General features: G+C 70.7%; 23 protein-coding genes. 12 read left to right on the top strand and 11 right to left on the bottom strand.

Annotated elements, in window-relative coordinates; all coding sequences use genetic code 11:
* The first annotated feature begins 1 nt into the window (after nucleotide 1).
* Nucleotides 2-1,498 carry an L-arabinose isomerase gene (gene araA, locus JFB92_RS08380; RefSeq protein WP_199036932.1) on the top strand — a complete coding sequence of 499 codons (1,497 nt, stop codon included), beginning with the start codon at nucleotides 2-4 and terminating at the stop codon, nucleotides 1,496-1,498.
* A gap of 53 nt (nucleotides 1,499-1,551) precedes the next feature.
* Here araA and JFB92_RS08375 read toward each other — a convergent pair whose 3' ends face one another.
* From JFB92_RS08375 to JFB92_RS08365, 3 genes are all read right to left on the bottom strand, one after another.
* The gene (locus JFB92_RS08375; protein WP_199036931.1) at nucleotides 1,552-2,289 is read right to left on the bottom strand and encodes an SDR family oxidoreductase; all 738 of its coding nucleotides are present in this window, start codon (nucleotides 2,287-2,289) and stop codon (nucleotides 1,552-1,554) included.
* Between the two features lie 216 nt (nucleotides 2,290-2,505).
* The gene (locus JFB92_RS08370; protein ID WP_199036929.1) at nucleotides 2,506-2,790 is read right to left on the bottom strand and encodes a hypothetical protein; all 285 of its coding nucleotides are present in this window, start codon (nucleotides 2,788-2,790) and stop codon (nucleotides 2,506-2,508) included.
* Nucleotides 2,791-3,041: 251 nt separating this feature from the next.
* Nucleotides 3,042-4,196 carry an ROK family transcriptional regulator gene (locus JFB92_RS08365; RefSeq protein ID WP_199036927.1) on the bottom strand — a complete coding sequence of 385 codons (1,155 nt, stop codon included), beginning with the start codon at nucleotides 4,194-4,196 and terminating at the stop codon, nucleotides 3,042-3,044.
* Between the two features lie 117 nt (nucleotides 4,197-4,313).
* Here JFB92_RS08365 and JFB92_RS08360 point away from each other — a divergent pair, with 117 nt between their 5' ends.
* The 6 genes from JFB92_RS08360 (at nucleotide 4,314) to JFB92_RS08335 (ending at nucleotide 9,985) form a co-directional block, all read left to right on the top strand.
* Nucleotides 4,314-5,537 (top strand): MFS transporter, encoded by a 1,224-nt coding sequence (locus tag JFB92_RS08360; RefSeq protein WP_199036925.1) that lies wholly within the window; start codon nucleotides 4,314-4,316, stop codon nucleotides 5,535-5,537.
* A gap of 27 nt (nucleotides 5,538-5,564) precedes the next feature.
* Nucleotides 5,565-6,788, top strand: a complete 1,224-nt coding sequence (locus JFB92_RS08355) for an MFS transporter (protein ID WP_233162641.1) — start codon at nucleotides 5,565-5,567, stop codon at nucleotides 6,786-6,788.
* A 202-nt stretch (nucleotides 6,789-6,990) separates the two neighbouring features.
* Nucleotides 6,991-7,569 carry a TMEM165/GDT1 family protein gene (locus JFB92_RS08350; protein WP_199036921.1) on the top strand — a complete coding sequence of 193 codons (579 nt, stop codon included), beginning with the start codon at nucleotides 6,991-6,993 and terminating at the stop codon, nucleotides 7,567-7,569.
* A gap of 19 nt (nucleotides 7,570-7,588) precedes the next feature.
* A complete protein-coding gene (rnhA, locus tag JFB92_RS08345) occupies nucleotides 7,589-8,068 on the top strand; it encodes a ribonuclease HI (RefSeq protein WP_199036919.1) in 480 nt (159 codons plus the stop codon).
* Between the two features lie 61 nt (nucleotides 8,069-8,129).
* Nucleotides 8,130-9,038: a tetratricopeptide repeat protein gene (locus JFB92_RS08340; RefSeq protein WP_199036917.1), complete on the top strand. Its 909-nt coding sequence runs from the start codon at nucleotides 8,130-8,132 to the stop codon at nucleotides 9,036-9,038.
* 35 nt (nucleotides 9,039-9,073) lie between these two features.
* Nucleotides 9,074-9,985, top strand: a complete 912-nt coding sequence (locus JFB92_RS08335) for an arginase family protein (protein WP_307789068.1) — start codon at nucleotides 9,074-9,076, stop codon at nucleotides 9,983-9,985.
* Here JFB92_RS08335 and JFB92_RS08330 read toward each other — a convergent pair whose 3' ends face one another.
* Complete coding sequence (locus JFB92_RS08330) at nucleotides 9,986-10,576, bottom strand: TetR/AcrR family transcriptional regulator (RefSeq protein ID WP_199036915.1); 591 nt, start codon at nucleotides 10,574-10,576, stop codon at nucleotides 9,986-9,988.
* 200 nt (nucleotides 10,577-10,776) lie between these two features.
* Here JFB92_RS08330 and JFB92_RS08325 point away from each other — a divergent pair, with 200 nt between their 5' ends.
* From JFB92_RS08325 to JFB92_RS08315, 3 genes are all read left to right on the top strand, one after another.
* Entirely contained in the window at nucleotides 10,777-12,309 is a 1,533-nt protein-coding gene (locus JFB92_RS08325) for an MDR family MFS transporter (RefSeq protein WP_269847864.1), read from the top strand.
* A gap of 1,041 nt (nucleotides 12,310-13,350) precedes the next feature.
* Nucleotides 13,351-14,097: a DUF998 domain-containing protein gene (locus tag JFB92_RS08320; protein ID WP_199036911.1), complete on the top strand. Its 747-nt coding sequence runs from the start codon at nucleotides 13,351-13,353 to the stop codon at nucleotides 14,095-14,097.
* Nucleotides 14,075-14,692: a hypothetical protein gene (locus JFB92_RS08315; RefSeq protein ID WP_199036909.1), complete on the top strand. Its 618-nt coding sequence runs from the start codon at nucleotides 14,075-14,077 to the stop codon at nucleotides 14,690-14,692. The genes JFB92_RS08320 and JFB92_RS08315 overlap by 23 nt, the downstream gene beginning before the upstream one ends.
* Here the strand turns inward: JFB92_RS08315 and JFB92_RS08310 are convergent.
* The 5 genes from JFB92_RS08310 to JFB92_RS08290 are packed head-to-tail and all read right to left on the bottom strand — an operon-like array spanning nucleotide 14,686 to nucleotide 18,327.
* A complete protein-coding gene (locus JFB92_RS08310; RefSeq protein WP_199036907.1) occupies nucleotides 14,686-16,260 on the bottom strand; it encodes a polyamine aminopropyltransferase in 1,575 nt (524 codons plus the stop codon). The two genes, JFB92_RS08315 and JFB92_RS08310, sit on opposite strands and share 7 nt — an antisense overlap.
* Nucleotides 16,257-16,682, bottom strand: coding sequence for a DUF350 domain-containing protein (locus tag JFB92_RS08305; protein ID WP_199036905.1), 426 nt, complete (start codon nucleotides 16,680-16,682; stop codon nucleotides 16,257-16,259). The genes JFB92_RS08310 and JFB92_RS08305 overlap by 4 nt, the downstream gene beginning before the upstream one ends.
* A 27-nt stretch (nucleotides 16,683-16,709) precedes the next feature.
* Nucleotides 16,710-17,183, bottom strand: coding sequence for a DUF4247 domain-containing protein (locus JFB92_RS08300; RefSeq protein ID WP_199036903.1), 474 nt, complete (start codon nucleotides 17,181-17,183; stop codon nucleotides 16,710-16,712).
* Nucleotides 17,184-17,212: 29 nt separating this feature from the next.
* Nucleotides 17,213-17,713: a DUF2617 family protein gene (locus JFB92_RS08295; RefSeq protein ID WP_199036901.1), complete on the bottom strand. Its 501-nt coding sequence runs from the start codon at nucleotides 17,711-17,713 to the stop codon at nucleotides 17,213-17,215.
* Nucleotides 17,710-18,327 (bottom strand): DUF4178 domain-containing protein, encoded by a 618-nt coding sequence (locus tag JFB92_RS08290; RefSeq protein ID WP_199036899.1) that lies wholly within the window; start codon nucleotides 18,325-18,327, stop codon nucleotides 17,710-17,712. The genes JFB92_RS08295 and JFB92_RS08290 overlap by 4 nt, the downstream gene beginning before the upstream one ends.
* A 162-nt stretch (nucleotides 18,328-18,489) precedes the next feature.
* On the opposite strand from JFB92_RS08290, the gene JFB92_RS08285 reads away from it, so the two are divergent.
* Together JFB92_RS08285 and JFB92_RS08280 are read left to right on the top strand one after the other, a co-directional pair.
* The gene (locus JFB92_RS08285; protein WP_199036898.1) at nucleotides 18,490-23,334 is read left to right on the top strand and encodes an NAD-glutamate dehydrogenase; all 4,845 of its coding nucleotides are present in this window, start codon (nucleotides 18,490-18,492) and stop codon (nucleotides 23,332-23,334) included.
* 53 nt (nucleotides 23,335-23,387) lie between these two features.
* A complete protein-coding gene (locus JFB92_RS08280) occupies nucleotides 23,388-24,557 on the top strand; it encodes an ROK family transcriptional regulator (RefSeq protein WP_199036896.1) in 1,170 nt (389 codons plus the stop codon).
* Nucleotide 24,558: 1 nt separating this feature from the next.
* Here JFB92_RS08280 and JFB92_RS08275 read toward each other — a convergent pair whose 3' ends face one another.
* Both JFB92_RS08275 and JFB92_RS08270 read right to left on the bottom strand, forming a co-directional pair.
* Nucleotides 24,559-25,563 (bottom strand): ABC transporter permease subunit, encoded by a 1,005-nt coding sequence (locus tag JFB92_RS08275; RefSeq protein ID WP_199036894.1) that lies wholly within the window; start codon nucleotides 25,561-25,563, stop codon nucleotides 24,559-24,561.
* Nucleotides 25,560-26,591: an ABC transporter ATP-binding protein gene (locus JFB92_RS08270; protein ID WP_199036892.1), complete on the bottom strand. Its 1,032-nt coding sequence runs from the start codon at nucleotides 26,589-26,591 to the stop codon at nucleotides 25,560-25,562. The genes JFB92_RS08275 and JFB92_RS08270 overlap by 4 nt, the downstream gene beginning before the upstream one ends.
* Between the last annotated feature and the right edge of the window lie 20 nt (nucleotides 26,592-26,611).

The following is a 26,611-nucleotide window of genomic DNA, read 5'->3' as shown; positions in this document are numbered from 1 at the left end:
AATGCAAGCCAAGCAACTGTGGTTCGTCACCGGCAGCCAGCACCTGTACGGCCCCGAGGCCATCGAACAGGTCGCGGCCAACTCGGCGGACATCGTCGCCGGGCTCGACGCGGCCGGTGACATCCCGGTCCAGGTCGTGGCCAAGCCGGTCCTGACCACCGCCGACGAGATCCGGAAGGTCCTGCTGGAGGCGAACGGGGACGACGACTGCATCGGCGTGATCGCGTGGATGCACACCTTCTCGCCGTCCAAGATGTGGATCTCCGGGCTCGGTGCGCTGTCCAAGCCGCTGCTGCACCTGCACACGCAGCACAACCGCGACCTGCCGTGGGCCGACATCGACATGGACTTCATGAACCTGAACCAGGCCGCCCACGGCGACCGCGAGTTCGGGTACATGCTCACCCGCCTGCGCAACCGCCGCAAGACCGTCGTCGGCCACTGGCAGGACCCGAAGGTCCAGCGGCGCGTCGGCGACTGGGCGCGCGCGGCCCTGGGGTGGAACGAGGTCCAGAACCTCAAACTGGTCCGCTTCGGCGACAACATGCGCAACGTGGGCGTCACCGAGGGCGACAAGGTCGAGGCCCAGATCCGCCTCGGCGTCGAGGTCAACACCTGGGGCGTCAACGACCTGGCCGAGCGCGTCGCGCAGGTCCAGGAGAAGGCCGTCGACGAGCTGGTCGCCGAGTACGAGGACGCCTACGACGTGGTGCCCGGGCTGCGCGCCGGCGGCGAGCGGCACTCCTCGCTGCGCGACGCCGCCCGCATCGAGCTGGGACTGCGGTCGGTGCTCGAGGAGCAGGGCGCGAAGGCGTTCACCGACACCTTCGAGGACCTGGGCGAGCTCAAGCAGCTTCCGGGCATCGCCGTGCAGCGGCTGATGGCCGAGGGCTACGGCTTCGGCGGCGAGGGCGACTGGAAGACCGCGGTCCTGGTGCGCCTGATGAAGGTCATGGCGACCGGACTCGAAGGCGGCACGTCGTTCATGGAGGACTACACCTACAACCTGGGCGCCGAGTCCCCGCAGATCCTCGGCGCGCACATGCTCGAGGTGTGCCCCTCGATCGCGGCCGAGAAGCCGACCTGCGAGATCCACCCGCTGGGCATCGGCGACCGCGAGGACCCGGTGCGCCTGGTCTTCACCGCTCCGCCCGGACCGGCCCTCGCGGTGGGCATGATGGACCTGGGCACCCGGCTGCGCCTGGTGGCCAACGAGGTCGACACGGTCGAACCCGAGCAGGACCTGCCGAACCTGCCGGTCGCGCGCGCCGTGTGGGAGCCGCGCCCGGACCTGGAGACCTCCGCCGAATCCTGGCTGACCGCCGGCGGGCCCCACCACACCTCGTACACCATGGCCTTCGGTCGCGAGGTGATGGAGGACTTCGCCGAGATCGCCGGAATCGAACTGGTCACCATCGGCGAGGGCACCACGACCCGCGACTTCAAGCAGCAACTGCGCTGGAACCAGGTCTACCACCACCTGGAGGGCGCGCTCTAAGCGCGAAACGAAGCAAGGGGCGGGCCTCCGCGGGCCCGCCCCTTGCTCGTCGTCTAATCCATGTTGTGGCCGCCGTTGACGGTGATCCGCTGCCCGGTGACGAAACTCGCGGCGTCGGACGCCAGGTAGGAGACCGCGGCGGCCACGTCCGCGGGGTCGCCGATACGGCCCAACGGGACGTCGGACAGATATCCGGCCAGGTCGGCGTCCGTGAGTTCGCCGTGCCGTTCGACGGGCACCCAGCCCGGCGCCACCAGGTTCACGGTGATCCCGTCGGCACCCAGTTCCCGGGCCCAGGTGCGGGTCAGTCCCCATTGCGCGCCCTTCGCCGCCGCGTACGCCGACATACCGGGCAGTGCGCGCTCGAAGACGTCCGACCCGATTTGAATCACCCGGCCGTTTCCTGCCGTCCGCATGTCCGTCAGGACCGCGCGGAGCAGCAGGGTGGGACTCTTGACGAAGAATTCCAGCTGGTCGAGATGGTCACGCCAGTCGAGCCGGTCCAGCGGAACCTCCGGCTGCGGGCCGGTGGCGTTGGCTACCAGCACCTCCACCGGTCCCAACGCGGCGCGAACCCGGCCTGCGAGGTCTTCCACCGCCGACTCGTCGGTGACATCGGCGCCGAAGGCCTCGGCGGTTCCGCCGGCCGCGCGGATGTCGGCGACGACCCGCTCGGCCCCCGACCTGCTCGATGCGTAGTTGACGGCGACGGCGAAGCCGTCGGCTGCCAGCTGCTCGGCGATGGCGGCGCCGAGACCGCGGGAGGCTCCGGACACGAGCGCAACGGTCATACCAGTCCGCCCTCGGCACTGGTAACGAGAAAACTCACGACAACGCTCCAATACAACAGAATCGAGCCACGAGCTTAAACGTTCGGGTCAGGTGCGCACCAGTCCGTTCGGTGCAGAGGGCCGGTCGCGCCCGCTATAGGCGGCCTCGCAGCCAATCCTCGGTCAGTACCGAGCGGTCAGGTTTCCGCAGTGCGGGCCGTGGCCTGGGTTCGAACGTTATCGCCAGGCATCGACGAGGTCTTCGGCGGAGTAGACCGCCGACCACGGGCCGAGTTCGCTGCGGGCTCTGGACACGCCGATGAACGGGGTCTCGTCAGTCGCTCCTGGCACTCGGTTGGCTACGGCGGCCAGCGCGGTGAAGTCCTTGCGCGCGATCGGGGCCGTCTCATGCCACTTGACTGACCCGAGGTAGCCGATGCGCCCCGCAATCGGGCCCCGGTCGGCCCCGACCAGGTCGATCTCGACATCGTTCGTGCGGGTCCAATACCCACCGACCTCCACTGTCCGATCCGGATTCGCCCAATCGGCCTGCTCATCAGGGACCAACCGGGCCAACGACTCCCGCACCAGCGGCTCGACCGCCCGCCCGCGCCAGGCGATCGTGCACCTCCGAGGAAAGTATAGTGTCTGGTACTCACAGATTTGGTACGGTAACGCAGTAGAGTACCATGCACTATACTCTAAAGAGCCAGGGCCGACCGAGCTCCCCGATCGCCTCGGGGTCTCCGGTGTCGGCCCTTCCCCGAGCGGCGCTAAAGTCGCGCTCCGACCCATTCAGGGGTCAGGATCGCATCCCAGGCGATCTCCGCGGCGCCCCTCAGCGGGCCCATCTCGCCCACCGTCCCGGCCAGGAGCCGCGGTGGCCGTGACCGGCGGAACGCCATCAAACCGGCGGCCAGTTCGGCCTCGATGAGATCGCGCCGCAGCCGCAGCAGGTCTATCCCCAGGCCCGACAGGCTGATCGCCTCGGGGTCGACCGCGTTCGCCAGCGCGCCGAGGCCCCGGCCCAGGGCCGCGGCGTTGTCGTCGATCGCCCGGCCCGCCTCGACGTAACCGGCCTCGGCGCTCGCCAGGATCTCGCGCCCGAGCCTGCGGCCCGACCCGTAGCCGGGCTCTCCTCCGAAGCGCCTCGCCAGCGCATTCGTGCCCACATCCAGGCTCCAGCAGCCCCGCACGCCGCACATGCACTCCAAGGGGGAGCCGGTCAGCGGCATGTGGCCGAACTCCCCTGCGATGCCGTGCGCCCCGGGCTGGGCGCGGCCGTCCAGCAGGAGTGTCCCGCCGATGTCGAAGTCGATGTGGAAGTGCATGGCGGTCCCGGTCCCGCGCAGGACTCCGCGCCGGGCCTCGGCGAGCCCGGCCAGGCGCGCGTCGTTGCCGGCCACCGCGCTCGGCCAGTCGGATCCGAGGTGCCGGTCGAGGTCCACTTCGTCCCAGCCGAGGTGGGAGATGTGCAGCAGGCGCCCGTCCAGGATCGGGCCGGCGATCGCGAGGCCGACCGCCGCGAGCCGGGCGGTCGCGTGCGCCGCCACGGCCCGCCGGAGGTCGGCGAAGACCGCGGGGGTCCGGTCGTGCTCGCCGCGCTCGAGCTCGGTCATGGCCCCGCCCAGCCCGAAGGCGGCGAGCATCCAGGAGTCCTCGCGGACGTCGGCGGCGTAGACGACCGGGCCGCCGGAATGGGGGACCAGGTTCGTCGTCGGCCGCCCGCGCCCGGAGGCGGCCGCCGGGACCTCGTGGAGCAGCCCGGCCTCCTCCAACTCGCCGACGAGCGCGGCGGCGGTGTTGCGGCCGACGTCCAGCCGCCGCGCCGCCTCGGCCCGCGTCAGCGGCCCGGGGGAGTCGTGGACGGCGCGCAGCAGCCGCACCTGGTTGTGCACGCGCAGATCGGCGCTCGTCATGGTCGGCATGGCGAGGATTATGCCAGCCGCCGAATTTTATGTGATCACCGAAAACAAAATCGTTGACGCCCGGGCCGGATGCTGTTAAGTTCTTGAGGCGAACAAAAACCTTAGGCAAGGACGGACATGACCCCCGACCCACACACCCTGCGCCGGGCCCGCATCGGCGTCTTCGGCGCCTTCGCGACCTCCGGCTTCGTCATGGGCGCCTGGGCCGCCGCCCTCCCGGCGGTGGACGCCCGCCTCGGCCTCGGCGAGGCCCGGCTCGGCACCGTGCTCCTGCTCATCCAGGTCGTCGGCCTGGTCACCATGTTCGCCGCCGGGAAACTGGCCGACCGGATCACCACCCGGAGGCTGCTGCGCCGCATCGGGCCGTTCACGCAGCTGGTCCTGCTCGCCCCGGCCCTGGCCCCGAGCTTCGAGACCCTCCTGGCCGCCGCGGCCGTCTACGGCGTGGGCGTCGGCTTCGTCGAGGTCGGCATGAACGCCCACTCGGTGGAGCTGGAGCGGTACTACCGCCGCCCGATCGTGTCCTCCTTCCACGGCTTCTGGAGCCTCGGCGGCGCCCTGGCCGGGGCCCTGACCTCGCTGGGCCTGTCCGCCGGACTGGGCGGCCAGACCATGCTGGCGATCACCGCGCTCGCCTCGACCGCCGTGTTCGCCTACTTCACTCGTCCGCTGCTGCCGCCTCCGGGTCAAGCTATCGGCGGCAGCGGCGGCGCCCCCTCGGGGACCGTCCGCATCGGCGCGCTCGTGCTGGCGGCCATGTTCGTCCTCGGCCTGGGCGGGCACCTCATCGAGTCCGGCGCGATCGACTGGGCCAATCTGCACGCCGCCCGCGTCCTGGAGGCCGACGACGCCCTGGCCCCCCTGTCCTACACTGTGTTCGCCTGCGCGATGACGGTCTTCCGCCTGCTGGGGGACCCGATCCGCGCCAAGCTCGGCCCCGGCCGGGCCCTCCTGGCGGCCGGGACGCTGGCCGCCGTCGGCTACGCGGCCGTCCTGGCCTCAGGGGCCGTCGGCGGCATCCAACTGGCCTGGACTGGATGGATACTGGCCGGCAGCGGCATCGCCGTGATCGTCCCGGTCCTGTTCAGCGCCATGGGCGAGGCGGGAGGCTCCTCGTCGAACATCGCCCTGATCTCGATCTCGGGCTCGACCGGGCTCCTGCTCGGCCCGGCCGCCATCGGCTACATCGCCGAGGGCACCGACTTGACGGTCGGCCTCATGGTCCCGGCGGCCCTGGCGGTGTTCATCGCGGTGGCCGGACCGATCACGATGCGCCGCTTGTTGAAACGTCCCACCCCGGCTGCGACCGCAAGTGAGGAGGACGCCACCCTGGTCGGGTAAGCCTTTTCCCGTCCGGTGAGGAGCCCGATGGACACCACGCCCGCTGAGCTGCGGCGCGCCAGGGTCGGCGTGTTCGGATGCTTCGCCACCTCAGGCTTCGTCATGGGCGCCTGGCCGGCCGCCTACCCCGCGATCGAGTCCCGCCTCGACCTCGGCGAGGCCCGGCTCGGCACCGTGCTCCTGCTGGTCGAGCTCGCCTGCCTGGCCTCCATGGTCGTCTCCGGGCGGCTGAGCGACCGGTTCTCCAGCCGCGCCGTCATCCGCTACGGCGGCACGGCCGCCCAAGCGCTGCTGGTGGTGCCCGCGATCGCGCCGAGCTACGAGACCCTTCTGGGCTGCGCGGTGATCTACGGCCTCGGCATCGGCTTCGTCGAGGTCTCCATGAACGCCCAGTCGGTCGAGCTCGAACGCCGCTACGGGCGCCCGATCGTGTCCTCCTTCCACGGCTTCTGGGCGCTCGGCGGCGCGGCCGCCGGGGCCCTGGCCGTCTTCCTGTTCAGCCTCGGCGTCGACTACCAGACCCTGCTGGTCGGCACCGGTGTCGCCGCCGCGGTCGTCTTCGCCTGCTTCACCGTGCCGCTGCTGGGGCCGCCGCCGGCCGAGACCGCGCACGCCGACGGCGACGGCAGGCCCGTCCGCCTCGGGGCGATCCTCCTGGCCGGAGCCGCCGTGATCGTCTTCAGCGCGGCGTTCGTCGAGGCCGGCGCGGCCGACTGGGCCAACCTCCACTCCGCCCGCGTCCTGCACGCCGAGGAGTCCCTCGCGCCCCTGTCCTACACCGTCTACCTGGTCGCCATGACCGTCTTCCGCCTCCTCGGCGACCCCATCCGCGGCCGCCTCGGACCGCGGCGGTCCCTCCTCCTGGCCGGGGCGTTCACGCTGGCCGGCTATTCGCTCGTCCTCGCCTCGGCGGCCGCGGGCGGCCTCGCCCTGGCCTGGACCGGCTGGATCCTGGCCGGAATCGGCTCGGCCGTGCTCGTCCCGGTCATGTACAGCGCCCTCGGCGCCGCCGGCGGCACCAGCTCAAACCTCGCGGTCATGACCATGTGCGGCTCGGCCGCCTACCTGCTGTGCCCGGCCATCGTCGGCTACCTGGCCGAGGCCACCAGCCTCACCGTGGGCCTCATCGTCCCCACGGCGCTGGCGGTGGTCATCGCCCTGGCCGGCCCGGTCGCCGTCGCCCGCCTGCTCGGGCATCGCAGATCACGTCCCGAACCGGTCGGTGCGGCGGCATCCGGCGACGACGTATAGTTGCGGGCGCTGAAGGGGAGTAGCTCTCAATGACGCGGTCGACACACTGGCTCCTGGGCGAATTCACGGCTCGTTAGCTTCGCCAAGGGGGCCCGGCCGCGCGGCCTCTGCGAGGCGAGCGAGACCTTCGACCACTGGCCATGCGCCGGGTCGAGGTCTGTGCTGCCCTCTCCCGGCCCGAACTGGGAGAACACCGAACCTCATGGAAGCATTCTTCGCCGCCGCCGCGCTCAGCTTCGGATTGATATTCGTCGGCGAGATGGGCGACAAGAGCCAGCTGATGGCCATGTCCTTCGCCGCCCGCTACAAGCTCCGCAGCGTCGTGATCGGCCTCGTCATCGCCACCGGCCTGCTGTTCGCCGTCTCGGTCGGCGTCGGCGCGACCGTCGGCCACCTGCTGCCGACCGACTGGATCAAACTCGCGGCCGCGATCCTGTTCCTCGGCTTCGGCCTGTGGACCCTCCGCGGCGGCGAGGAGGAGGGACACCAGGTCAAGGAGCGCAAATCCGGGCTGCTGACCGTCATCGGGGCGATCGTCCTGGCCGAGTTCGGCGACAAGACCATGCTCTTCGCCATCGGCCTGGGCAGCCAGTACAACCCGTGGGGCGTTTGGCTCGGCGCGACCGCCGGCATGGTCGCCGCCGACCTCCTGGCCGTCTTCGCCGGAGCCTGGATCTCCAAGAAGCTGCCCGAGAAGGCCGTCCGCTGGGGCTCGGCCGCGATCTTCATCGCCCTCGGCCTCGTCCTGCTCGCCGAAGCCGTCCCCCGTCTGCTCCCCTGAGCGGGCTAGGCTTGCCACCATGCCGAAAACGGACGAACTCCAGGAGACCGCCGTCATCTACACCGACGGGGCCTGCTCAGGCAACCCCGGTCCAGGCGGCTGGGGCGTGTACTTCAAATGGGGGGACCACGAGAAGGAGCTCTACGGCGCCGAGAAGGTCACCACCAACAACCGCATGGAGCTCACCGCCGCCATCATGGCCCTGGAGAGCCTCAAGCGGCCCATGAAGGTCGACCTGTTCACCGACTCCTCGTACGTCCGCAACGGCATCCTCTCCTGGATCGCCGGCTGGAAGCGCAACGGCTGGAAGAACGCCAAGAAGGAGCCGGTCAAGAACGCCGACCTGTGGCGGCGGCTCGACCAGGCCGCCGCCGAGCACGACGTCGAGTGGCACTGGGTCAGGGGCCACTCCGGAGACCCCGGCAACGAGCGCGCCGACCGGCTCGCGGTCAAGGGCCGCGACGAGGCCGCCGGCGCGGCCGGGCGCGCGCGACGCTGATCACCGTGCTGGGCAGCATCCCCAGTGGCAGGACACCAACCGGAATGGAAAAATTGCGAGCATGAGCGACAACGTACCGTCCCGATTCTCCGGCAGCGCCGTCGATCTGAGCGCCCTCGCCCAGCAGCAGCAGCAACAGCAACAGCAGTCGGCCCCGTCCGCGCCTCCGCAGGCGGCGCCCCCGCAGGGCGGCGCTCCGAGCGGCGTGGTGGCGCTCGACGTCACCGACGCGACCGTGCAGACCGAGGTCCTCGAGCGGTCGCTCAACTCGCTCGTGGTCGTGGTCTTCTGGGCCGAGCAGTCGCCCGAGTCGGTCCAGATGCGCGACCTGCTCCAGCGCCTGGCCTCCGAGGACGGCGGCGCCTGGACCCTGGCCAAGGCCGACGTCCAGCACAACCAGCAGCTGGCCGCGGCCCTCCAGCTCCAGGCCATCCCGGCCGTCGTCGCGCTCGCCGGGGGCCGCCCGGTCGACCTGATCCAGGGCGCGCAGCCCGAGCAGGCGCTGCGCCAGTGGATCGGCAAGATCGCGCAGGCCGCGGGTCTGGAGGTCACCGAGCAGGTCGACCCCGAGCTGGCCGCCGCCGAGCAGAAGATGCTCGACGGCGAACTTGACGCGGCCGAGGCCGCCTACGACAAGTACCTCAAGAACAACCCCGCCTCCGGCGAGGCCGAGGCAGGGCTCGCCCAGGTGCGGCTCCTGCGCCGCGCCGGCGCGCTGCCGCAGGACGCGGTCCGCATCGCCGACGCCGACCCCGAGAACCTCGACGCCGCGCTGGCCGCGGCCGACCTCCAGATCCTCGCCGGAGCGGCGGCCGATGCATACGATCGGCTCATCGCACAGGTGCGGCGCCTGGCGGGCGACGACCGCGAGCGGGTCCGCAAGCGCCTGGTCGAGCTGTTCTCGGTGGCCGGGCCCGACGACCCGGACGTGGCGGCAGCCCGCCGCAAACTCAGCACCGTGCTGTTCTGACGAGCCGGCGCGGCAGCGGGGGAGGTGAGCGCTAGGTGGCTACCAGGTCCAGGCGTGTCGCCGTGCTCGACGCGCCTTCGAACCTCGGACTGCGCCCGCCCACCCCGCACACCGTCCCCGGTTGCGCGAAGGCGCCCGGCGCGCTGCGCGACCACCGCCTCGTGGCGAGGCTGAATGCGGTCGACGCCGGTTGCCTGACCCCGCCGCGCTTCGACGCCGCCGGGTGGCGCCCCGGCGACGGGGTCGGGCAGGCGGGGGCCATCGCCGAGTACACCCGGCAGCTGGCCGACCGGATCGAGCGGCTGTGGCGCGAGCGGCGCTTCCCGCTCGTGCTCGGCGGCGACTGCTCGATCCTGCTGGGCCCGACGCTGGCCGCGCGGCGGCGCACCGAGCGCGACAGCAAGGCGCGCGGGCTGGTGTTCGTCGACGCCCATTCCGACTTCCGCCACCCCGGCAACTCCAAGTACGTCGGCGCCGCCGCCGCCGAGGAGCTGGCGCTGGCCACCGGCCGCGGCCAGCCGGACCTGACCGACATCGGCGGCCTAAGGCCCTATGTGGACACCGATCATCTGGTGATGCTCGGGCTGCGCACCGACGACCCGCACCGCGTCGAGCTGGAGGCCACCGGGGTCTCGCTCAGGACCGTCCCCGAGCTGCGCGCGAGCGGCACCGCGCGCGCGGCCGAGTGGGCCCTGGAGGCGGTCGGGGACGTGGCCACGTTCTGGCTGCACGTCGACGCCGACGCGCTCGACCCCTCGGTCATGCCCGCGGTCGACGGGCCGGCCCCCGGCGGGATCTCGATGGGGGAGCTGTCGCAGATCATCGCCACCTGCGCGGCCGACGAGCGCTGCGCCGGCATGGACCTGACCGTGTTCGACCCCGACTACGACCCCGAGGGCGAGTACGCCCGCGCCCTGACCGACCTGCTGGTCGAGACGCTCCAGTGACTAGTCCAGGCTGATCAGCGGCATCACGATCAGGTCGATGAACTCGTCGGTCACCTCGGGCGGGGCGGGGCGGCCCCGGGTCAGGAAGTAGTGGGTCATCAGCGCCGGGAGCAGGTTGACCACGCGCGGTTCGAGGGCCTCGGGACGCACGGTCCCGGCGGCGACCCCGGCCTCGAAGACCTTGGCGACCACGAGGCTGCGCGGGCGCTCGATCTGGAGTCGCAGCTCCTCGTCCTCGTCCTCGGGCACGGCCCGCAGTTCCCCGACGAAGCCGCGGATCGCCTCGCCGTACGGCCCGGACTCGAAGTCGGCGATGCGCTGGGCGACGCGCGCGAGGTCGGTGCGGACGTCGCCGGTGGTCTCGAAGGCCGTCTGCGTGGCCGATCCCAGGTGCCTCGCGGCGGCCCGCACCAAGTGGGCGCGGCTCGGCCAGCGCTTGTAGAGGGAGGCCTTCCCGGCCCTGGCACGGGCCGCGACGCTCTCCATGCGCAGGTTCGCGTACCCGACCTCGGACAGCTCCTCGAGGGTGGCCTCGAAGATGGCGCGCTCGAGGTCGTCCCCGCGCCTGCGGCCGGGTGTGGAATCGGTCACGAGGCATCCCTTCAATAGTGAACGTCACGTTCACTAAATGCTAGCTTTAATAGACGGCGCGTTCACTAACGCTCCGCATCGAGGCACCGCCATTCTTACCGGCCGAGCGGGGCCGCCCGCGACCGGTCCGACACCCGCGACCCCCTAGGAGGCCGTCTGTGACCACCGAAGTAGACGCCCAGGCCCCGCAGCGCGAGCCGATGACCCACCGCGAGGTCCTGCGGGCCCTCAGCGGCCTCCTCATCGTCCTGTTCGCCGCGATGATCTCCAGCACCGTCGTCTCGGTGGCACTGCCCCAGATCATCGGCTCCCTGCACGGCAGCCAGTCCCAGTACACCTGGGTCGTCACCGCCATGCTCCTGGCCTCCACCGCCTCCACTCCGGTCTGGGGCAGGCTCGCCGACCTGTTCGACAAGAAGCGCCTGCTCATCATCGCGATCCTCCTGTTCGCGACCGCTTCGCTACTGTGCGGACTGGTCCAGAACACCGCCCAGCTCATCGCGCTGCGCGCCGTCCAGGGCCTGGGCATGGGCGCCCTCCAGGTCCTGGTGCAGGTCATCATCGGCACGATGGTCTCCCCGAAGGAACGCGGACGCTACAACGGCTACCTCGGCGGCGTCATGGCCGTCGCCACCGTCGGCGGCCCGCTGCTCGGCGGGGTCATCACCGACACCGACTGGCTCGGCTGGCGCTCGTGCTTCTTCCTCGCGGTGCCCCTGACCGTCGTCGCGCTGATCATGCTCGTGCGCACCCTCCACCTCGAGGAGGCCCGCCGCCCCGAGACCAAGGTCGACTACGTCGGCGCCGTCCTCATCGCCTCCGGCGTCAGCCTCCTGCTGCTGTGGGTCACCTTCGTCGACTCCGACTTCGACTGGGTCTCCTGGCAGACCGGGCTCATGGCCGGCGGCGCGCTGGTCCTGCTCGCCGCGGCCGCCTGGACCGAGCTCAAGGTCGACCAGCCGGTCGTCCCGGTGCGCGTCATCGCCCGCCGCGACCCGGCCCTGGCCGTCGTCGCCAGCCTCGCGGTCGGCATGGCCATGTTCGGCGGCGCGGTCTTCCTCGGCCAGTACTTCCAGATCTCCCGCGGCTACTCCCCGACCGAGGCCGGACTGCTGACCATCCCGATGATGCTCGGGGTCCTGGTCGCCTCGGCCGTGGCCGGGAGAATGGTCTCGCGCTCGGGCGCGGTCAAGCGGTACATCGTGGCCGGAGCGATCGTGCTGACGCTCGGGTTCGCGCTGCTCTCGCAGATCGACCACACCACGAACCTTGTCTACATCGGCTTCGGCATGCTGCTGGTCGGCTGCGGAGTCGGCATGACCATGCAGAACCTGGTCCTGGTCGTACAGAACTCGGTGCCGCTGCGCGAACTGGGCGCGGCCTCGGGCGCGATCACGTTCTTCCGGACCCTCGGGGGCGCGGTCGGCGTCTCCGTCCTCGGTGCCGTCCTGGCCAACCAGGTCGCCGACAAGATCGCGAGCGGACTGGCCGCGCTCGGCGTCGACACCGGCGCCGGGACCGGAGGCGACGCCTCCACCCTCGACATCGCCTCGATGCCGGCGCCGGTCCAGGAGGTCGTCCGCGCCTCCTACGGCGACGCCACCGGCCACCTGTTCCTGATCTCGGCGAGCATCGCGGCGGTCGGGGTTCTCGCGGCGCTGTGCCTGAGCCGGGTGCGGCTGCGCGAGACCGTCGACCTGGCCGAGGAGTCCCGGGAACCCGCGAGCGCCTAGGGCCAATGGGTTCGATTGGGCCGGGCCGTCTGGTGTTCGGAGCTCGGCGCTCGGCGGTCCGTCCTCGGTGTGTGGTGTCGTGCCTGTCGGGCACGGTCGAACCGGGGGACTCGGTGCGGCGACACTCCCGACCGCGGGGCACGGAGCGGCCTGATCCTTTTGCAGCCGTGTGGGTCCGGTGCCGAATGTGAATGTCTTCGCCCCGGTCGGGTGATGCGGCCAGGGCCTGGACGAGGGACAATAGAGATACGCACAGGGATATGGCATTCGATCAGGAGTCGGACAGGTGCAAGCAGACTGCGACAAGCCTCTGGCCGATCCGGCAACCTGACCGATGCCGAGACCACCGGCCCCCGAGATGAAGAGGGGCACGGGGGTTGCAGTCCCCTGGTGCTATCGGGTCCCGCAGCGTTCTACGCCGATACCGGCGTGATTGGGTGGGAGATGGCCCGGTCGGGATCACCCTGACCCGGCCGCGAGTGCTCCGAACGAGGCACACCGGACGCGCGGCGCAACGCCGACCATAGCCGGAACCGCGCGACCAACCAGCAAACGCACCACCACCACCAGCACTCGTAGTGCTCCTGCTGCGTGGGGCCGCGTGCACACCGCAAAGACACCCGCACCTGGCCCGCGATGGCCGCTGCCCGCACCACGCGCAGCACCGCCGAAGCAGCCGAGGAGGGCATCACCGAAAGGAGGGAACGCGGGGGAGGGCACCGACCGCCCACGCCCCGAAGCGATCCACACGGCACCGGCCGAGTTGCACGAACGGCGGCCGGCGGAAACCAGCGGCCAGCGGAACGGAGGTGACACGGACATGGCCACCACGACCGACCCGACCCGCCGTCCACCGTTCCGTCGCCACACGCCGGGACGCGAGGCCATGAGATCCGGGACCCAGCCTAGGAGAGCGGAGCCGGCCTCTCGTATCTCGCGCTGTCTGCAACTTAGGTCGCACCCGGATATCGGTCCGCGGTGCGAGGTCTGAGGCCCCGTATCGGCATAGCTTCGAATCGCACCGACCGATCGGAGCTGAAGATGGACCAATATCAATACCTTGGTATGGCGGCCCTGAGCGCACTGGCGGTGCCCGCCGCGCTCGCCGTGCGGAGAGGCAAGGCGGCCCGAGCGGTCGGGATCGCCTCCTGGCTGGCCCTGGCCGCCTACATACCGCTGGAGCTGGCGGTCGTCAACGCCTCGGCGGTCCCGTACGACCCGATGCGGCAGGTGGTGAGCGCCCTGGGGGTCACCACCTGCGACAGCGAGCCGAATCCGGTGGTCGGGGACGTCGTCTGCTCTCCGTGGCACCCGCTGATGAACTGGACCTTCACCCTCACCGGCATGGCGATCGCGGTCGGCGCCCTCTGCCTGCGCGCCCAGCTTCCGGCCGAGCGGCGGGTCACCGTCGCGGCGTGGATGCTCGCGGGCATCGGCTTGAGCTACACCACCTCCGGATTCATTCCGGCCGATCTCGACCTGCTCTGGCACACGATCCTGGCGCTTCCGGGCATGTTCCTCCAGATCCCCGCGTGGATCCTGCTCGCCCGGGCGCTGCGGGGACATCGGACGGCGTTCGCGGCCTGGACCGGCGCGGCGTTGGCCGTGCACCTGATCGGCATGGCCGGGCTGGTCGCGTCGCCGTTCATCGACGGACCCGGGGGACTGTTCCAGCGGGCGGTGATCTGGCCGACCTACGTCTGGGCGGTCGGCGCGGCGGTGATGCTGGCGCGCCGCCCGGTCCGCTCGGGTACCAATGAGACCCATGCAGTCCTCGCCGATAGATGACCCGGCCGCCTATCCCGGCCGGCCGATCGAAGGGCCCGGCGTCCTGACCGCCGAAGCCTGGGAACCGAGGCCGGTGGGGAACGAGCCGGGCCGCCGGCCGGTCCTGGCCATAGGCTCGAACGGCTCGGCCGCGCAGCTGCGCCGGAAGTTCGGCGGCGGCAACTGGGCGGTGCCGGTGTCCGTCGTCGAACTGACCGGGATCGCCCCGGCCTTCCACGCGTGCGTGTCGAGGCCCGGATACGTGCCGTGGGCCCCGATCGCGGTCGCCGGGGGACGGCCGCGGCGCTTCCACCTGCTCTGGCTCGACGCCGAGCAGATCAGCGAGCTGGACGCGACCGAGCCGAACTACGAGCCGGTGACGGTGCGGGCCGGGCGGCGCCGGGCGAGGCTGTACCGGGGCCGCTGGGGCGTGATCGGCGACCGCGAGGGCCGGGCGATCCCGGCCGGAGCCCAGTCGGTCGCCCTCGGACTGCTGTCGCCGGTCCTTGGAAGAGAGGTGACGCACCGGGAACTCGCCGCCGATCCGCGCCTGCGAGAAACCGCCGGACGGGCCCTGGCCGCGCTCGCGGTCGACGACGGCCTAGCGACTCAGTAGTTCCGCCATTCGGACTGCACCTGGTCGAGGATCACCGGGTGCATCAGGGTCGACGGTCGCATGTCCATTCTGGCCCGGTCCGGGGGGAAGACCTGGGCCGCTTCCAGCAGTTCGGGAGTCAGCGACCGGAAGTCGCCCACCGTCTCGTCCAGCGACAGCTCCGGGGCCGCCCCGTCGGCGCCGACCGCGAGGAAGCCCCAGTCCCCGAAGGACGGCACCGAGACCTGGTACGGCGCCGGCTCGTACCCGGCCTCTTCCAGCGTCGCCGCAATCGTCCAATAGGTCTTCGGCGCGAAGTACGGCGATCCGCCCTGGACGACCATTCGGCCGGTCTCGTTCAGGTGCGCCGCCGCCATCGCGTAGAACTCGACCGAGTACAGCTTGGCCGTCTCGGTCGCGTCAGGGTCCGGCATGTCGACCACGATCGTGTCGAACTCGCCGGAGTGCTCCCGCAGCCACGTGAAGGCGTCCTCGTTGACCGCCTCGACCCTCGGGTCGCTCAGGGCGCCGCCGTTCAGCTCCACCAGGTCGTCGAAGCTGCGCGCCAGCTCGGTCACCGCCGGGTCCAGGTCCACCAGCGTCACCGACTCGACGTCGTCGTAGCGGAGGATCTCCCGCACCGCCAGCGCGTCCCCGCCGCCCAGGACCAGCACGTCCTCCCTGGGGCCGTCCATCACCGGGTGGACCAGCGCCTCGTGGTACCGGTACTCGTCCACCGACGAGAACTGGAGGTCGCCGTTGAGGTACAACCGGAAGTCCTGGTCCCCGAACGGCCCGGCCGACTCGGTCAGCACTATCTGCTGGTACGGGGTGTCCTCGCTGTAGACGATCGGGTCGGCGTACAGCGCCTGCCTCGCCGCCACCTCGAACCGGTCGGTGTAGACGAACGCCACCGCCAGCAGGAGGGCGATCCCTCCCGCAGCCACCGCCAGCAGCTGGCGGCCCGCCTTCGACAGATCCGGGCGGAAGACGGTGAACACCAGCACGATCCCCGCCACCGCGTTGACCGCCCCGACCAGCAGCGCGCCCTGGATCTGGCCGAACACCGGCAGCAGAACGAACGGGAACGCCAGGCCGCCGATAAGCCCGCCCAGGTAGTCGGCGGCGTTCAGATCCGCCACCGCCGACCCGGCCGCCTGCGTCCGGATGCGCTGGAGCAGCTCCATCAGCAGCGGGATCTCCGCGCCCACCAGCAGCCCGATCGCGAAGGCGATGACCACCAGCGGCAGGTTGTAGAGCGAGGTCCACGCGAACGCCGCGTAGAGGATCAGCACGCTGAACCCGCCCAGCACCGCCAGCGCCAGCTCGACGACGGCGAACGCCAGCGCCGGACGCCGCTGCAGCGGCTTGGCCGCCAACGCGCCCAGGCCCATGGCGAACACCATGACCGCCAGCACGATCGACGCCTGTGTGGCGGTGTTGCCGACCAGGTACGAGCCGAGCGTGATCAGCGCCAGCTCGTAGACCAGCCCGCAGGCGGCGACGACGAACACCGTCGCCAGCAGTCCGGCACGGGCCGCGCGGACGCTTCGAGGCGTCCGCTCGACCGTGGCGGCCTGCGAGCTCAAGACAGCGCCATCGCGATGACCCCGCCCAGGGCGACGTGCATCGCCGAGTTGACCCAGACCGCCGGCTGCGGTTCCTCGGAAGTGCAGATCTCGCCGAGCTTGCCGGGAGTGAGCAGGTCGAGGACGACGAAGGCGACCGCCATCGCCGCCAGGCCGATCAACCCGAACACCAGCGTGGAGACGACTCCCTCGACCAGGTTCCCCGAGGAGGCCCAGATCGCGCCGACGACGATCAGCCCGACCCCGAGGGTGTTGGAGGACAGCAGGAGCGCGGCGTTGCGGTTGCGTTTGGTCCAGATCAGCTCGCCGAGCTTGCCGGGGGTGAGCCAGTCGACGATGAAGTAGCCGAGCACCATCAGGACGATCCCGATCGCGCTGTAGGCCAGGGCACCGGCCACGGCGTTGCCGAAGTCTTCGAACATTGAGGCTGCCTTTCGGTTCGGGCTTGCTTATTTGCCGCTGCCGGGGCCGCCGCCCCGGAACGGTGAGGGCGGGGAGGCCGACCAGCCCCACAACAGGAAATGCGAGGAATAGTGGTTGTAGCCGTCGCGGTAGTCGAACAGCAGGATCTTCGATCCGCCCTGGTGGGGCTCGACGGACACGATGTCGTCCTTGTACTGGAGGAAATAGGTGTCGCCGTCCTGACGCCGGCTGCGCGCGTCCGCGGCCTCGTCGATCCGGTCGGCCACGGTGGCGGGCGGCAGGGTGGAGGTGTAGGCGCGGCCCCGGTCCTCGTCGAGGGTGCTCGCGCGCTCGTAGTTGCCCTTGATGTGGTCCTCGGGATTGCTGAAGTCGATCCGGGTGAACGCGAATCCGCCGCAGCAGAGGGCGACGACCGCCAGGATCGCGGCCCAGTGCTTCCAGTTCAGGCCGCTCTGGAGAGGCGGCCGGGGTCGCCGCTCGTCATCTGGGGCGTTGTACATCGGGAGTCCTTCGGCTCGGGGATCGGTGCTCAGCCTACGGGTTCGACACCGCCGGTGGTGGTGACGACCTGCCCGTGCTGGGGGTAGGTGTGGACGGTCCGCCAGGTCAGCGGCTCGGTGCCGACGATCTCGAGGGCCGTGACCGCGTCCGGCCGGTCGCCGAAGACGCCCATGAGGAGATACTCGGATTCGGACCGGGCGCGCAGGTCCCGGACCCGGCCGCGCAGTTCGGGAACGGTCAGCTCCTCGACGGCGCACGTGTACCGGTGCCGCCAGGAACCGACCCGCTGGTTGAACTCGTCGGGCAGGTCGGGACCGAGGCCGTCCCGGTAGGCGAGGGTCTCGGCGATGAGCCCGTCGGGCGTGGCCACCACCGCCTGGTGGCTGGCGCCCAGCAGGCGCAGCGACAACCGCAGCGGACCCGCGTCGCGCTCGAGGCGGTCGAGGACGGGCATGGAGGGAGCGTCGGGGCGGAAGGTCAAGGACCCTGCCGACACGTCGACGTAGGGGATCGCCAGCGAGGTGATCAAGATTCGTTCTGGTGGTAGATGGTGATCTGATTCCGGTCCAGGGTAAGACCCTTCGCCAACTCCCACTTGCCGCCGTCGCCGAAGGACTCGAAGGACAGCCACTGCCCGTCGGGGCCCTCGTAGTCGTGGTAGCGGACCGAGCCGGTCGGGTCCAGCCCCGTGGTGGCCTCGCTGGTGTAGCGGGCCGTGCCCTCCTCGTGGGAACGGTAGGAGACGCCCTCCAGGCTCAGCTCGCGCGGGCCGGGCCGCAGGTCGGTACCGGGGACCTCTTCCCACAGCACCAGTTCGAGGTCGGGGTCGGCCTCGACCGACAGCCACCGCTTGACGCCGGCCCCGGTGTCCAGGAAGTGCTCGGCCCAGGAGTAGCCGCCCTCCTTGAGGCGCAGCGAGCCTCGCACCGCGAGGGTCTTGCCGTAGGCCTCGACCAGGTCGCCGGCCTTGACGCGGCGCGGGTCGCCCCGCAGGACGTCGCTGTCTGCGTCGGCGAAGGGATCGGTCGGCGGACCCGGCTCGGCCGGAGCGGCCTCCTCCCGGAGTTGCCTGCTGCGCCGCCACAGCCACCAGGCCGCGACCACGAGCAGGGCGATGAGCACGATCCACAAGAGCGGGGTCATGGCGGTCGCCTTCACGTTCGGGGGATGGTTTCCTTGATCACTCACTCTACAGTCGGTCCCGGCACTTCGCTGTAACCCCGGAGACGCGTGAGGCCCGTAGGATTTAGCCTGGAGGCGGTTCACAAGGACGTGGGCCGAGTCGATTCGACCTGGAGACGAGACGTGTTGGCGTTCATCGGTGACGAAGAGTTCCGCGAAACCCTCCCCGACCGGGAGGAACTCCTGACCGAAGCGGCCGGTCTGGCAGGGTCCGACGAATCCCTCGCGCGGCTCGTCGAGTTGTATTGGAGCCTGGTCTCCGACGACGACATCGTCGGCCGCAGCGCCCAGCAGCTGATCGACACGACCGACCACCACCGCCGTCTCGCCGCGAACCGCAAACCCGGCGAGGTGTGCCTGGAGGTCGACTGCCCCGAGGACGCCGAGGGCCCCGACGCCGCCTCGGGCACCCGGGTCGACATCGTGTGCGACGACGCCCCGTTCCTGGTCGACTCCCTCACCGGCGTGTTCAGCAAGCACGCCATCGACATCAACGTGTTCGTACACCCGATCGTGCCGGTCGCTCGCGCCGAGGACGGCACCCTCGAACAGGTCCCCGCCGACCGGAACGACGACTCCGGGGCCGTCGCCGCCGAGTCCTGGATGCACATCGAACTCCAGCGCGTGACCGACCCGGACTTCCTGACCGCGCTCGAAGCGGAGATCCATTCCGTCCTCGACGACGTGAGCGTGTGCGTCTCAGACTGGCAGGCCATGCGCGGCAAGGCCCTCGAGATCGCCGACGACCTCGCCGCCGAGACCGGGCTGCCGGTCCCCGACAAGGACATCGACGACACCGTCGAGCTCCTGCGCTGGCTGGCCGACGACCGGTTCACGTTCCTGGGCTTCCGCCGCTACAAGCTCACCGGAACCGGCGACGACAAGGCCCTGACGCCGGTCGAGGAGACCGGACTGGGCCTGCTGCGCAAGGCCCCGCTCGCGCCGCGGCCGCTGACGACGTTCAACGCCGACGCCCGCGGCCAGATCGGCACCAGGCGGCTGCTGGTGATCACCAAGTCCAACGCCCGCTCCACGGTCCACCGCACCTCCTTCATGGACTACATCGGCGTCAAGACCTTCGACGAGAACGGCGAACCCGACGGCGAGCTGCGCTTCCTCGGCCTGTTCACCTCCGCGGCCTACCTCTCGAGCGTCACCGACCTGCCGGTGGTCAAGCGCAAGGTCGCCGAAGTCCTGGACCGCTCCGGCGTCACCCGCTCCTCCCACTCGGGCAAGGACCTGGTCACGGCCCTGGAGACCTACCCGAGAGACGAGCTGTTCCAGGCCCGCACCGACGACCTGTTCGAGACCGCCATGGGCGTGCTGCGCCTGGCCGGGCGGCGCCGACTGCGCCTGTTCCTGCGCCGCGACGTCTACGGCCGCTTCTACTCGTGCCTGGTCTACCTGCCGCGCGACCGGTTCAACACCGAGAACCGGCTCAAGATCCAGGACATCCTCTACCGGCGGCTCGGCGGCATCGGCGTCGACTACGACACCCGGGTGACCGAGTCGGTCCTGGCCCGGCTGCACTTCGTCATCCGCATCGACCCCTACGTCGACGCCGAACCGGTCGACGTCCAGAGCATCCAGGCCGAACTGGCCGAGGCCACCAGGTCCTGGGACGCCGACCTGGCCCTGCAACTGGACCACCACGTCGGCGAGGGCCAGGCACGGACCCTTTACCGCTCCTACGTGGACGGATTCCCGGCCGCCTACAAGGCCGAGCACTCCCCGATCGACGCGGCCAAGGACATCGCCAGGCTCGAGATGCTCCACGAGACCAGCGACATGGAGCTCCAGCTGTTCCGCCGCGGCGGCGACAACACCGACGTCCACTTCAAGATCTACTCGTTCGAGAGCCCGATCGGGCTCTCCGAGGCGCTGCCTGTCCTCAAGTGCCTCGGCGTCATGGTCGGCGAGGAGCGTCCGTACCACATCGACCGCGCCGACGGCCAGATCTTCCTGCACGACTTCGGGTTGAAGCTGCCGGGCCGCGCCGCCGAGGCGGTCCCGCAGATGCGGGTGCGCTTCGAGAACGCCTTCCGCGCCGCCTGGTCGGGCGAGGCGGCCTCGGACCGGTTCAACGAGCTGGTCCTCCAGGCCGGGCTCACCTGGCGGCAGGTGGTGGTGCTGCGGGCCCTGTCGAAGTACCTGCGGCAGGCCGGCTTCGTGTTCTCCCAGGACTTCATCGCCGACACCCTGTGCGACTACCCCGAGATCGCCGGGAACCTGGTGTGGCTGTTCGAGGCCCGCTTCGACCCGCGCGTCGGCGACGACCGCGCCACCGCCGTCGAGCGCATCGACAAGGCCCTGGCCGAGGAGCTGGCCGAGGTCCCCAGCCTGGACGCCGACCGCATCCTGCGGGCGTTCCTGACCCTGATCCGGTCGACGCTGCGCACCTCGTACTTCCAGAAGGCGCCCTCGGGCCGCCCCAAGGAGTACGTGTCGTTCAAATTCGACGCCCGCGAACTCGACTTCCTGCCCCGGCCCCGCCCGATGTTCGAGGTCTGGGTCTACTCGCCCCACTTCGAGGGCGTCCACATGCGCTACGGCAAGGTCGCCCGCGGCGGCCTGCGCTGGTCCGACCGCCGCGAGGACTTCCGCACCGAGATCCTCGGCCTGGTCAAGGCCCAGGAGGTCAAGAACACCGTGATCTCCCCGGTCGGCGCCAAGGGCGGGTTCGTGCTGGGGCGCACCGACTTCCCCGACCGGGCCGCCTTCCGCGAGGAGGGCGTGCGGCGGTACCGGGAGTTCATCTCGTCCCTGCTCGACATCACCGACAACCGCGACGCGGCCAACAACGTCGTGCCCCCGCCCGAGGTCGTCCGCCACGACGGCGACGACCCCTACCTGGTCGTGGCCGCCGACAAGGGCACCGCGACCTTCTCCGACATCGCCAACGAGGTCGCCGCCGACTACGGCTTCTGGCTCGGCGACGCCTTCGCCTCCGGCGGCTCGGTCGGCTACGACCACAAGAAGATGGGCATCACCGCCCGTGGCGCGTGGGAGTCGGTCAAGCGGCACTTCAGGGGGATGGGCGTCGACACCCAGTCCCAGGACTTCACCGTCGTGGGCATCGGCGACATGTCCGGCGACGTCTTCGGCAACGGGATGCTGCTGAGCGAGCACATCCGCCTGGTCGCGGCCTTCAACCACCTGCACATCTTCATCGACCCCGACCCGGACGCGGCGACCTCGTTCGCCGAGCGGCGGCGCCTGTTCGAGCTGCCGCGCTCGACCTGGACCGACTACGACCCGGAGCTCATCTCCGCCGGGGGCGGCGTGTGGGAACGCTCGGTCAAGTCCATCCCGGTCTCGCAGGAGGTCCGCGCCGCGCTCGGCATCGAGGACGACATCAAGGAGCTCACCCCGCCCGAGCTGATCCGCGCGATCTTGGCCGCCCCGGTCGACCTGCTGTGGAACGGCGGCATCGGGACCTACGTGAAGGCATCGACCGAGACCGACGCCGCCGCCGGCGACAAGGCCAACGACGCCGTCCGAGTCGACGGCGCCGACCTGCGCTGCAAGGTCGTCGGCGAGGGCGGCAACCTCGGCTTCACCCAGCTGGGCCGCATCGAGTTCGCCCAGAAGGGCGGCGAGATCAACACCGACTTCATCGACAACTCGGCCGGCGTCGACACCTCCGACCACGAGGTCAACATCAAGATCCTCCTGCGCTCGGCGGCCCTGTCCGGCCGGATCGACTCCGAAAGCCGCGACCGCCTGTTCATGGACATGGCCGACTCGGTCGCCGAGGCGGTCCTGGACGACAACTACGGCCAGAACATGGCCCTGGCCAACGCCTCCAAGCTCAACCAGCGGCTCCTCCCGGTCCACATCCGGCTGATGAAGCACCTGGAGAAGGTCGTCGGCCTCGACCGCGAGATCGAGGGCCTGCCCGGCGACAAGCAGCTGCGCGAACGCACCGCCGCCGGGGCCGGCCTGACCGAGCCCGAGCTGTCGGTGCTGCTGTCCTACGTCAAGATCTGGGCCAAGCGCGCCGTTCTCGACTCCGGGCTCCCCGACGAGGCGTGGACCGAGCCGGTACTGCGCGACTACTTCCCGGCCCCGCTGCGCCAGGACTACGCCGACCTCATGGACGGCCACCCGCTGCGCCGCGAGATCGTCACCACCGCCGTGGTCGGCGAGGCGGTCAACCGCGGCGGCACGACCTTCCTGTTCCGCATCTCCGACGAGACCAACGCCGACGTCGTCGAGGTCATCCGCGCCTACGTGGTCATCCGCGACTCGTTCGGCCTGCCCGAGCTGTGGCGGCGCATCGAGGAGCTCGACAACCGCATCCCGCAGTCGGCGCAGGTCTCGGCCCTGCTGGTCACCCGCCGCCTGCTGGACCGCGGCGTCCGCTGGATCCTCCAGCACCGGCGGGGCCCACTCGACGTGGCCGGCGAGATCGAGCGGCTCCGGCCCGGCCTGACCGCCCTCAAGCCCGAACTGCCGCGGCTGCTCACCGAGTCCGAGGCGATCGGCTTCGAGAACTTCTGCGCCCAGCTCGCCGAGCAGGGCGTCCCGGCCGCGCTCGCGGTCGACGTCTCGGCCCCGATCTTCGGGTTCGGTCTGGTCGACATCGTCGAGTGCGCGCGCGTCCTCGGTCACGGCCTGGACGAGACCGCCAAGGTCTACTACGGGATCGCCGCGAAGATCCACCTCGACGAGATCCTCAACCAGATATCGGCGCTGCCCAGGCGCAACCGCTGGCAGACCCTGGCCCGCTCGGCCCTGCGTTACGACCTGTACGGCGCGATGGCGGCCCTGACCACCGCCGCGATCCAGACCGAGTCCGGCGCCTCGCCCGACGAGCAGGTCGAGACCTGGTACGAGCGCAACCGCGACGAGATCGACCGGATCCACGCCGCCGCCGAGGAGGCCGAGCGCTCCGAGGAGAAGCTCGCGGTCCTTTCTGTGGCGCTTCGCCAGATCCGCGGTCTGGTCGAGCCCGAGTTCGACTAGGCTCTCTTGCCATGTCGACCGATCGAGCCACATTTGGAATAGGCTTACTTGCCATGCCGAAAAGCCACACCCCGGGCGTGCCCAAACTGCTGCGGGTCCTCAACGACCAGGCGGCCCTCAAACTCCTGCTGGACGAGGGCCCCCAGACCAGAGCCCAACTCGCCGAGCGCACCTCCATGTCGAAGGTGACCGCCTCGCAGATGGTCGAGCGGCTCCAGGAGCGCGGCCTGGTCGAAGTCGTCGGGTCCAAGTCCGGCGGACGCGGCCCGAACGCGTCCCTGTACGCCGCCGTGCCGTCCTTCGCCTACGTCGTCGGCGTCGAGGTCGGACCGGTGACCACCAAGGGCGCCTGCGCCGACTTCACCGGGAGGATCGTCGGCCGCGCCGAGACCGACGTGGCCGGGTCCGCCGACCCGGTCGCGGTGGTGCGGCGGGTGGTGACCGACGCGGTCGCCGACGCCGGGGTCGAGATGGGCGGCGTCGAGCGCGTCGTCCTGGGCACCCCGGGCGTCATCGACCCGACCAGCGGCGAGATCGGCTTCTCCTGGAACCTCCCGGCCTGGCACCGGGGGCTGCGAACGGCTCTGAACGAGGAGCTGGCGCCCACGGTCACCATCGAGAACGACGTCAACCTGGCGACCGTCGCCGAGCAGCGCTCGGGCGGGGCCGGGGGAGCGGCCGACTTCGTCTATGCCTGGTACGGCGGCGGCCTGGGCCTGGGGGTCATCCTCGGCGGGCAGTTGTACCGGGGCGCGACCGGCGCGGCCGGCGAGATCGGGTTCCTGCCGGTCCCCGGCGGCGAGCTGCCCACCGGCGGGGTCGTCACCAGGCTCTCGAAGGGCTCCTACCAGCGCGTGGTCGGCGGGGACGCGGTCGTCGAGATCGGCGCGAAGCACGGCTTCGGCGGGTCCGAGCCCGAGGAGGTGGTCGCCGCCGCGGTGGCGGCCGGTCCCGAGGGCGCGGCCTTCCTCGACGAGGTGGCCCAGGGCATGGCCCTGGGCATCGTCGCCTCCTGCGTCCTGCTCGATCCGACCGTGGTCGTCCTCGGCGGCCCGGTCGGCTACGCCGGGGGCCTGGAGCTGGCCGGGCGCGTGGCCGCGCACACGACGCAGCTGGCGCCCGTCAACCCGAGCGTGGTGGCCGGCACGGTCCCGGACGAGCCGGTGATGCGCGGGGCGATCCTGCTCGGCCTGGATGCGGTCCGCGCCGGCCTCTTCGATTGAGCTATGTGTCGCGCTTGGCGAACGCCCAGGTCGCCAGCGCGGCGAACACCGCGATGATGCCGCCGAGCAGCAGCGCGGAGTCGGTGGAGGTGATGATCATCGTCTCCGTCTCGGCCGCCTGTCCGCTCAAGTCGTACAGCTCCGTCTTGCCGGTGATCCACGCGCCGACCCAGGTGTAGAGCGAGAACCGATCGGGGTAGCTGATGTTGGCCGCCGTGGTCAGGTACCACACGATCAGTTCCCCGACGATGAGGTACCCGGCGATGAGGCCCCCGGCGATCGCGGTGTGGCGGCCCAGCATGGCCAGCGAGGCGCCGAAGACTGCCATGCCCGCGACCAGGACCAGGGTGCGGACCAAGATGCCGAGCGTGTCGGACCACCAGTCGGCGTCGAGCGTCCCGACCTCGCCGCGCACGGCCGCGGCCGGGTAGAGCAGCAGGAACTCCAGCACCACTACGGCCACGATCACGGCGGCGGTGACGGTGACGGCCGCGCCGAGCTTGACGCCCCAGACCTTGAGGCGGTTCGGGTGCCACAGCAGCAGATTGGCCATGCTGCCGCTGTTCCATTCGGCCCCGATCGACGAGGCCGCCAGGAACATGGTCACCAGGCCGACCACGATGCTCAGGCCCACCAGGAACCAGACGCCCTCGGCCTCGAAGTCGAAGGTGTAGACGTTGTTGCCGAGCTGCTCCTGGGCCTCCCAGGGGGCAATGAACTCGTCGCACAGCTCCTCGTGGGTCTGGTCCTGGAGCATGGGGTCGTTCTCGTCCCAGCCCCACTCCTGCTCGAAGAATTCCTCGTTGCGCAGGCATTCGGCGTACTCGGGGTGTTCGGCGGCGATCTCTGGGCGGGCGGTCTCGATTTCGGCCTCGGTCGGGCCCGAGCTCGAGGCGAACCAGACGATCCCGGCGAGCAGGAGGGTGCCCGCGGCGATCAGGATGCCGAAGACGAGCGCCAGGCGTCGGCGCAGGATGCGGCGCAGTTCGGTGCGGTAGAGCTTCACTGGTCGCCTCCGATGGGCAGTTCGATCTTGCCGGGCTGCCCGGCGCTCTCCTGGGCCTGGGGGGCCGGCTGTCCGACCTGGACGGCCTGGCCCTCATGCGGGGCGGTGCCGGTCAGCTCCAGGAACACCGATTCGAGGTTCCGGGACTCGGTGGTCAGCTCGGTCAGGTAGAGCTCGCGGTCGGCCAGGGTCTTGGTCACCCAGGCCGCGTCGGGTGCGCCGGCCACCAGCAGGCGGTCGCGCTCGGCGGTGACCGAGACCTTGGCCTCAGCCTCGGTGAGGGCCTCCGAGGCGGCCGTCAACTCCCCGGCGTCGGCGAAGCGGACGCTCAGGCGTGTACCGGAGTGGCCGTCGATGATGTCGCGGACACGGCCGTCGATGATGCGCCGTCCCCTAGAGACGATCGTCATCGTCTCGCACAGTTGCTGCACTTCGGACAGCAGGTGGGAGGAGACCACGACGGTGACGCCCTGATCGTGGGCGAGCCACTGGAGCAGGGCCCGCATGTGGTGGATGCCGGCCGGGTCCAGGCCGTTGGCCGGCTCGTCGAGGATCAGCAGTTCGGGCTGCTTGAGCAGCGCCTGGGCCACCGCGAGCCGCTGCCGCATGCCCAGCGAGTAGCCCTTGACCGACTGCTTGGCCTGGTCGCGCAGGCCGACCTGCTCCAGGACCTCGTCGACCCGGGTCCTCGCGATACCGGCGCTCTCGGCCAGCAGTTGGAGGGTCAGACGCCCGGAGAAGTGCTTGAAGAACTGCGGCGACTCCACGACCGCGCCGATGCGCGAGACCACCCGTGGCAGGCGCTCGGGGACGTGCTCGCCGAAGATCCGCATGTCGCCGCCGTCGGTGCCGATGAGGCCCAGCAGCGCCCGGAGCGTGGTGGTCTTGCCGGACCCGTTGGGCCCCAGGAAACCGTGGACCTCGCCCGCGCTGACCTCCATGTCGAGGCCGTCGAGTGCGTGGTGGGGCTGGCGCGCGATCCTGCGATAGGTCTTGCGCAGCCCCGAAATCTGAATGACTGGGGGCATCTGCTCAATTCCGAGTTGGG

The sequence above is a fragment of the Glycomyces salinus genome (assembly GCF_016428645.1).
Lineage (GTDB): Bacteria > Actinomycetota > Actinomycetes > Mycobacteriales > Micromonosporaceae > Glycomyces > Glycomyces salinus.
The sequence above is the reverse complement of the archived record's forward strand: the minus strand, read 5'-3'. Positions and strand labels throughout refer to the sequence as shown.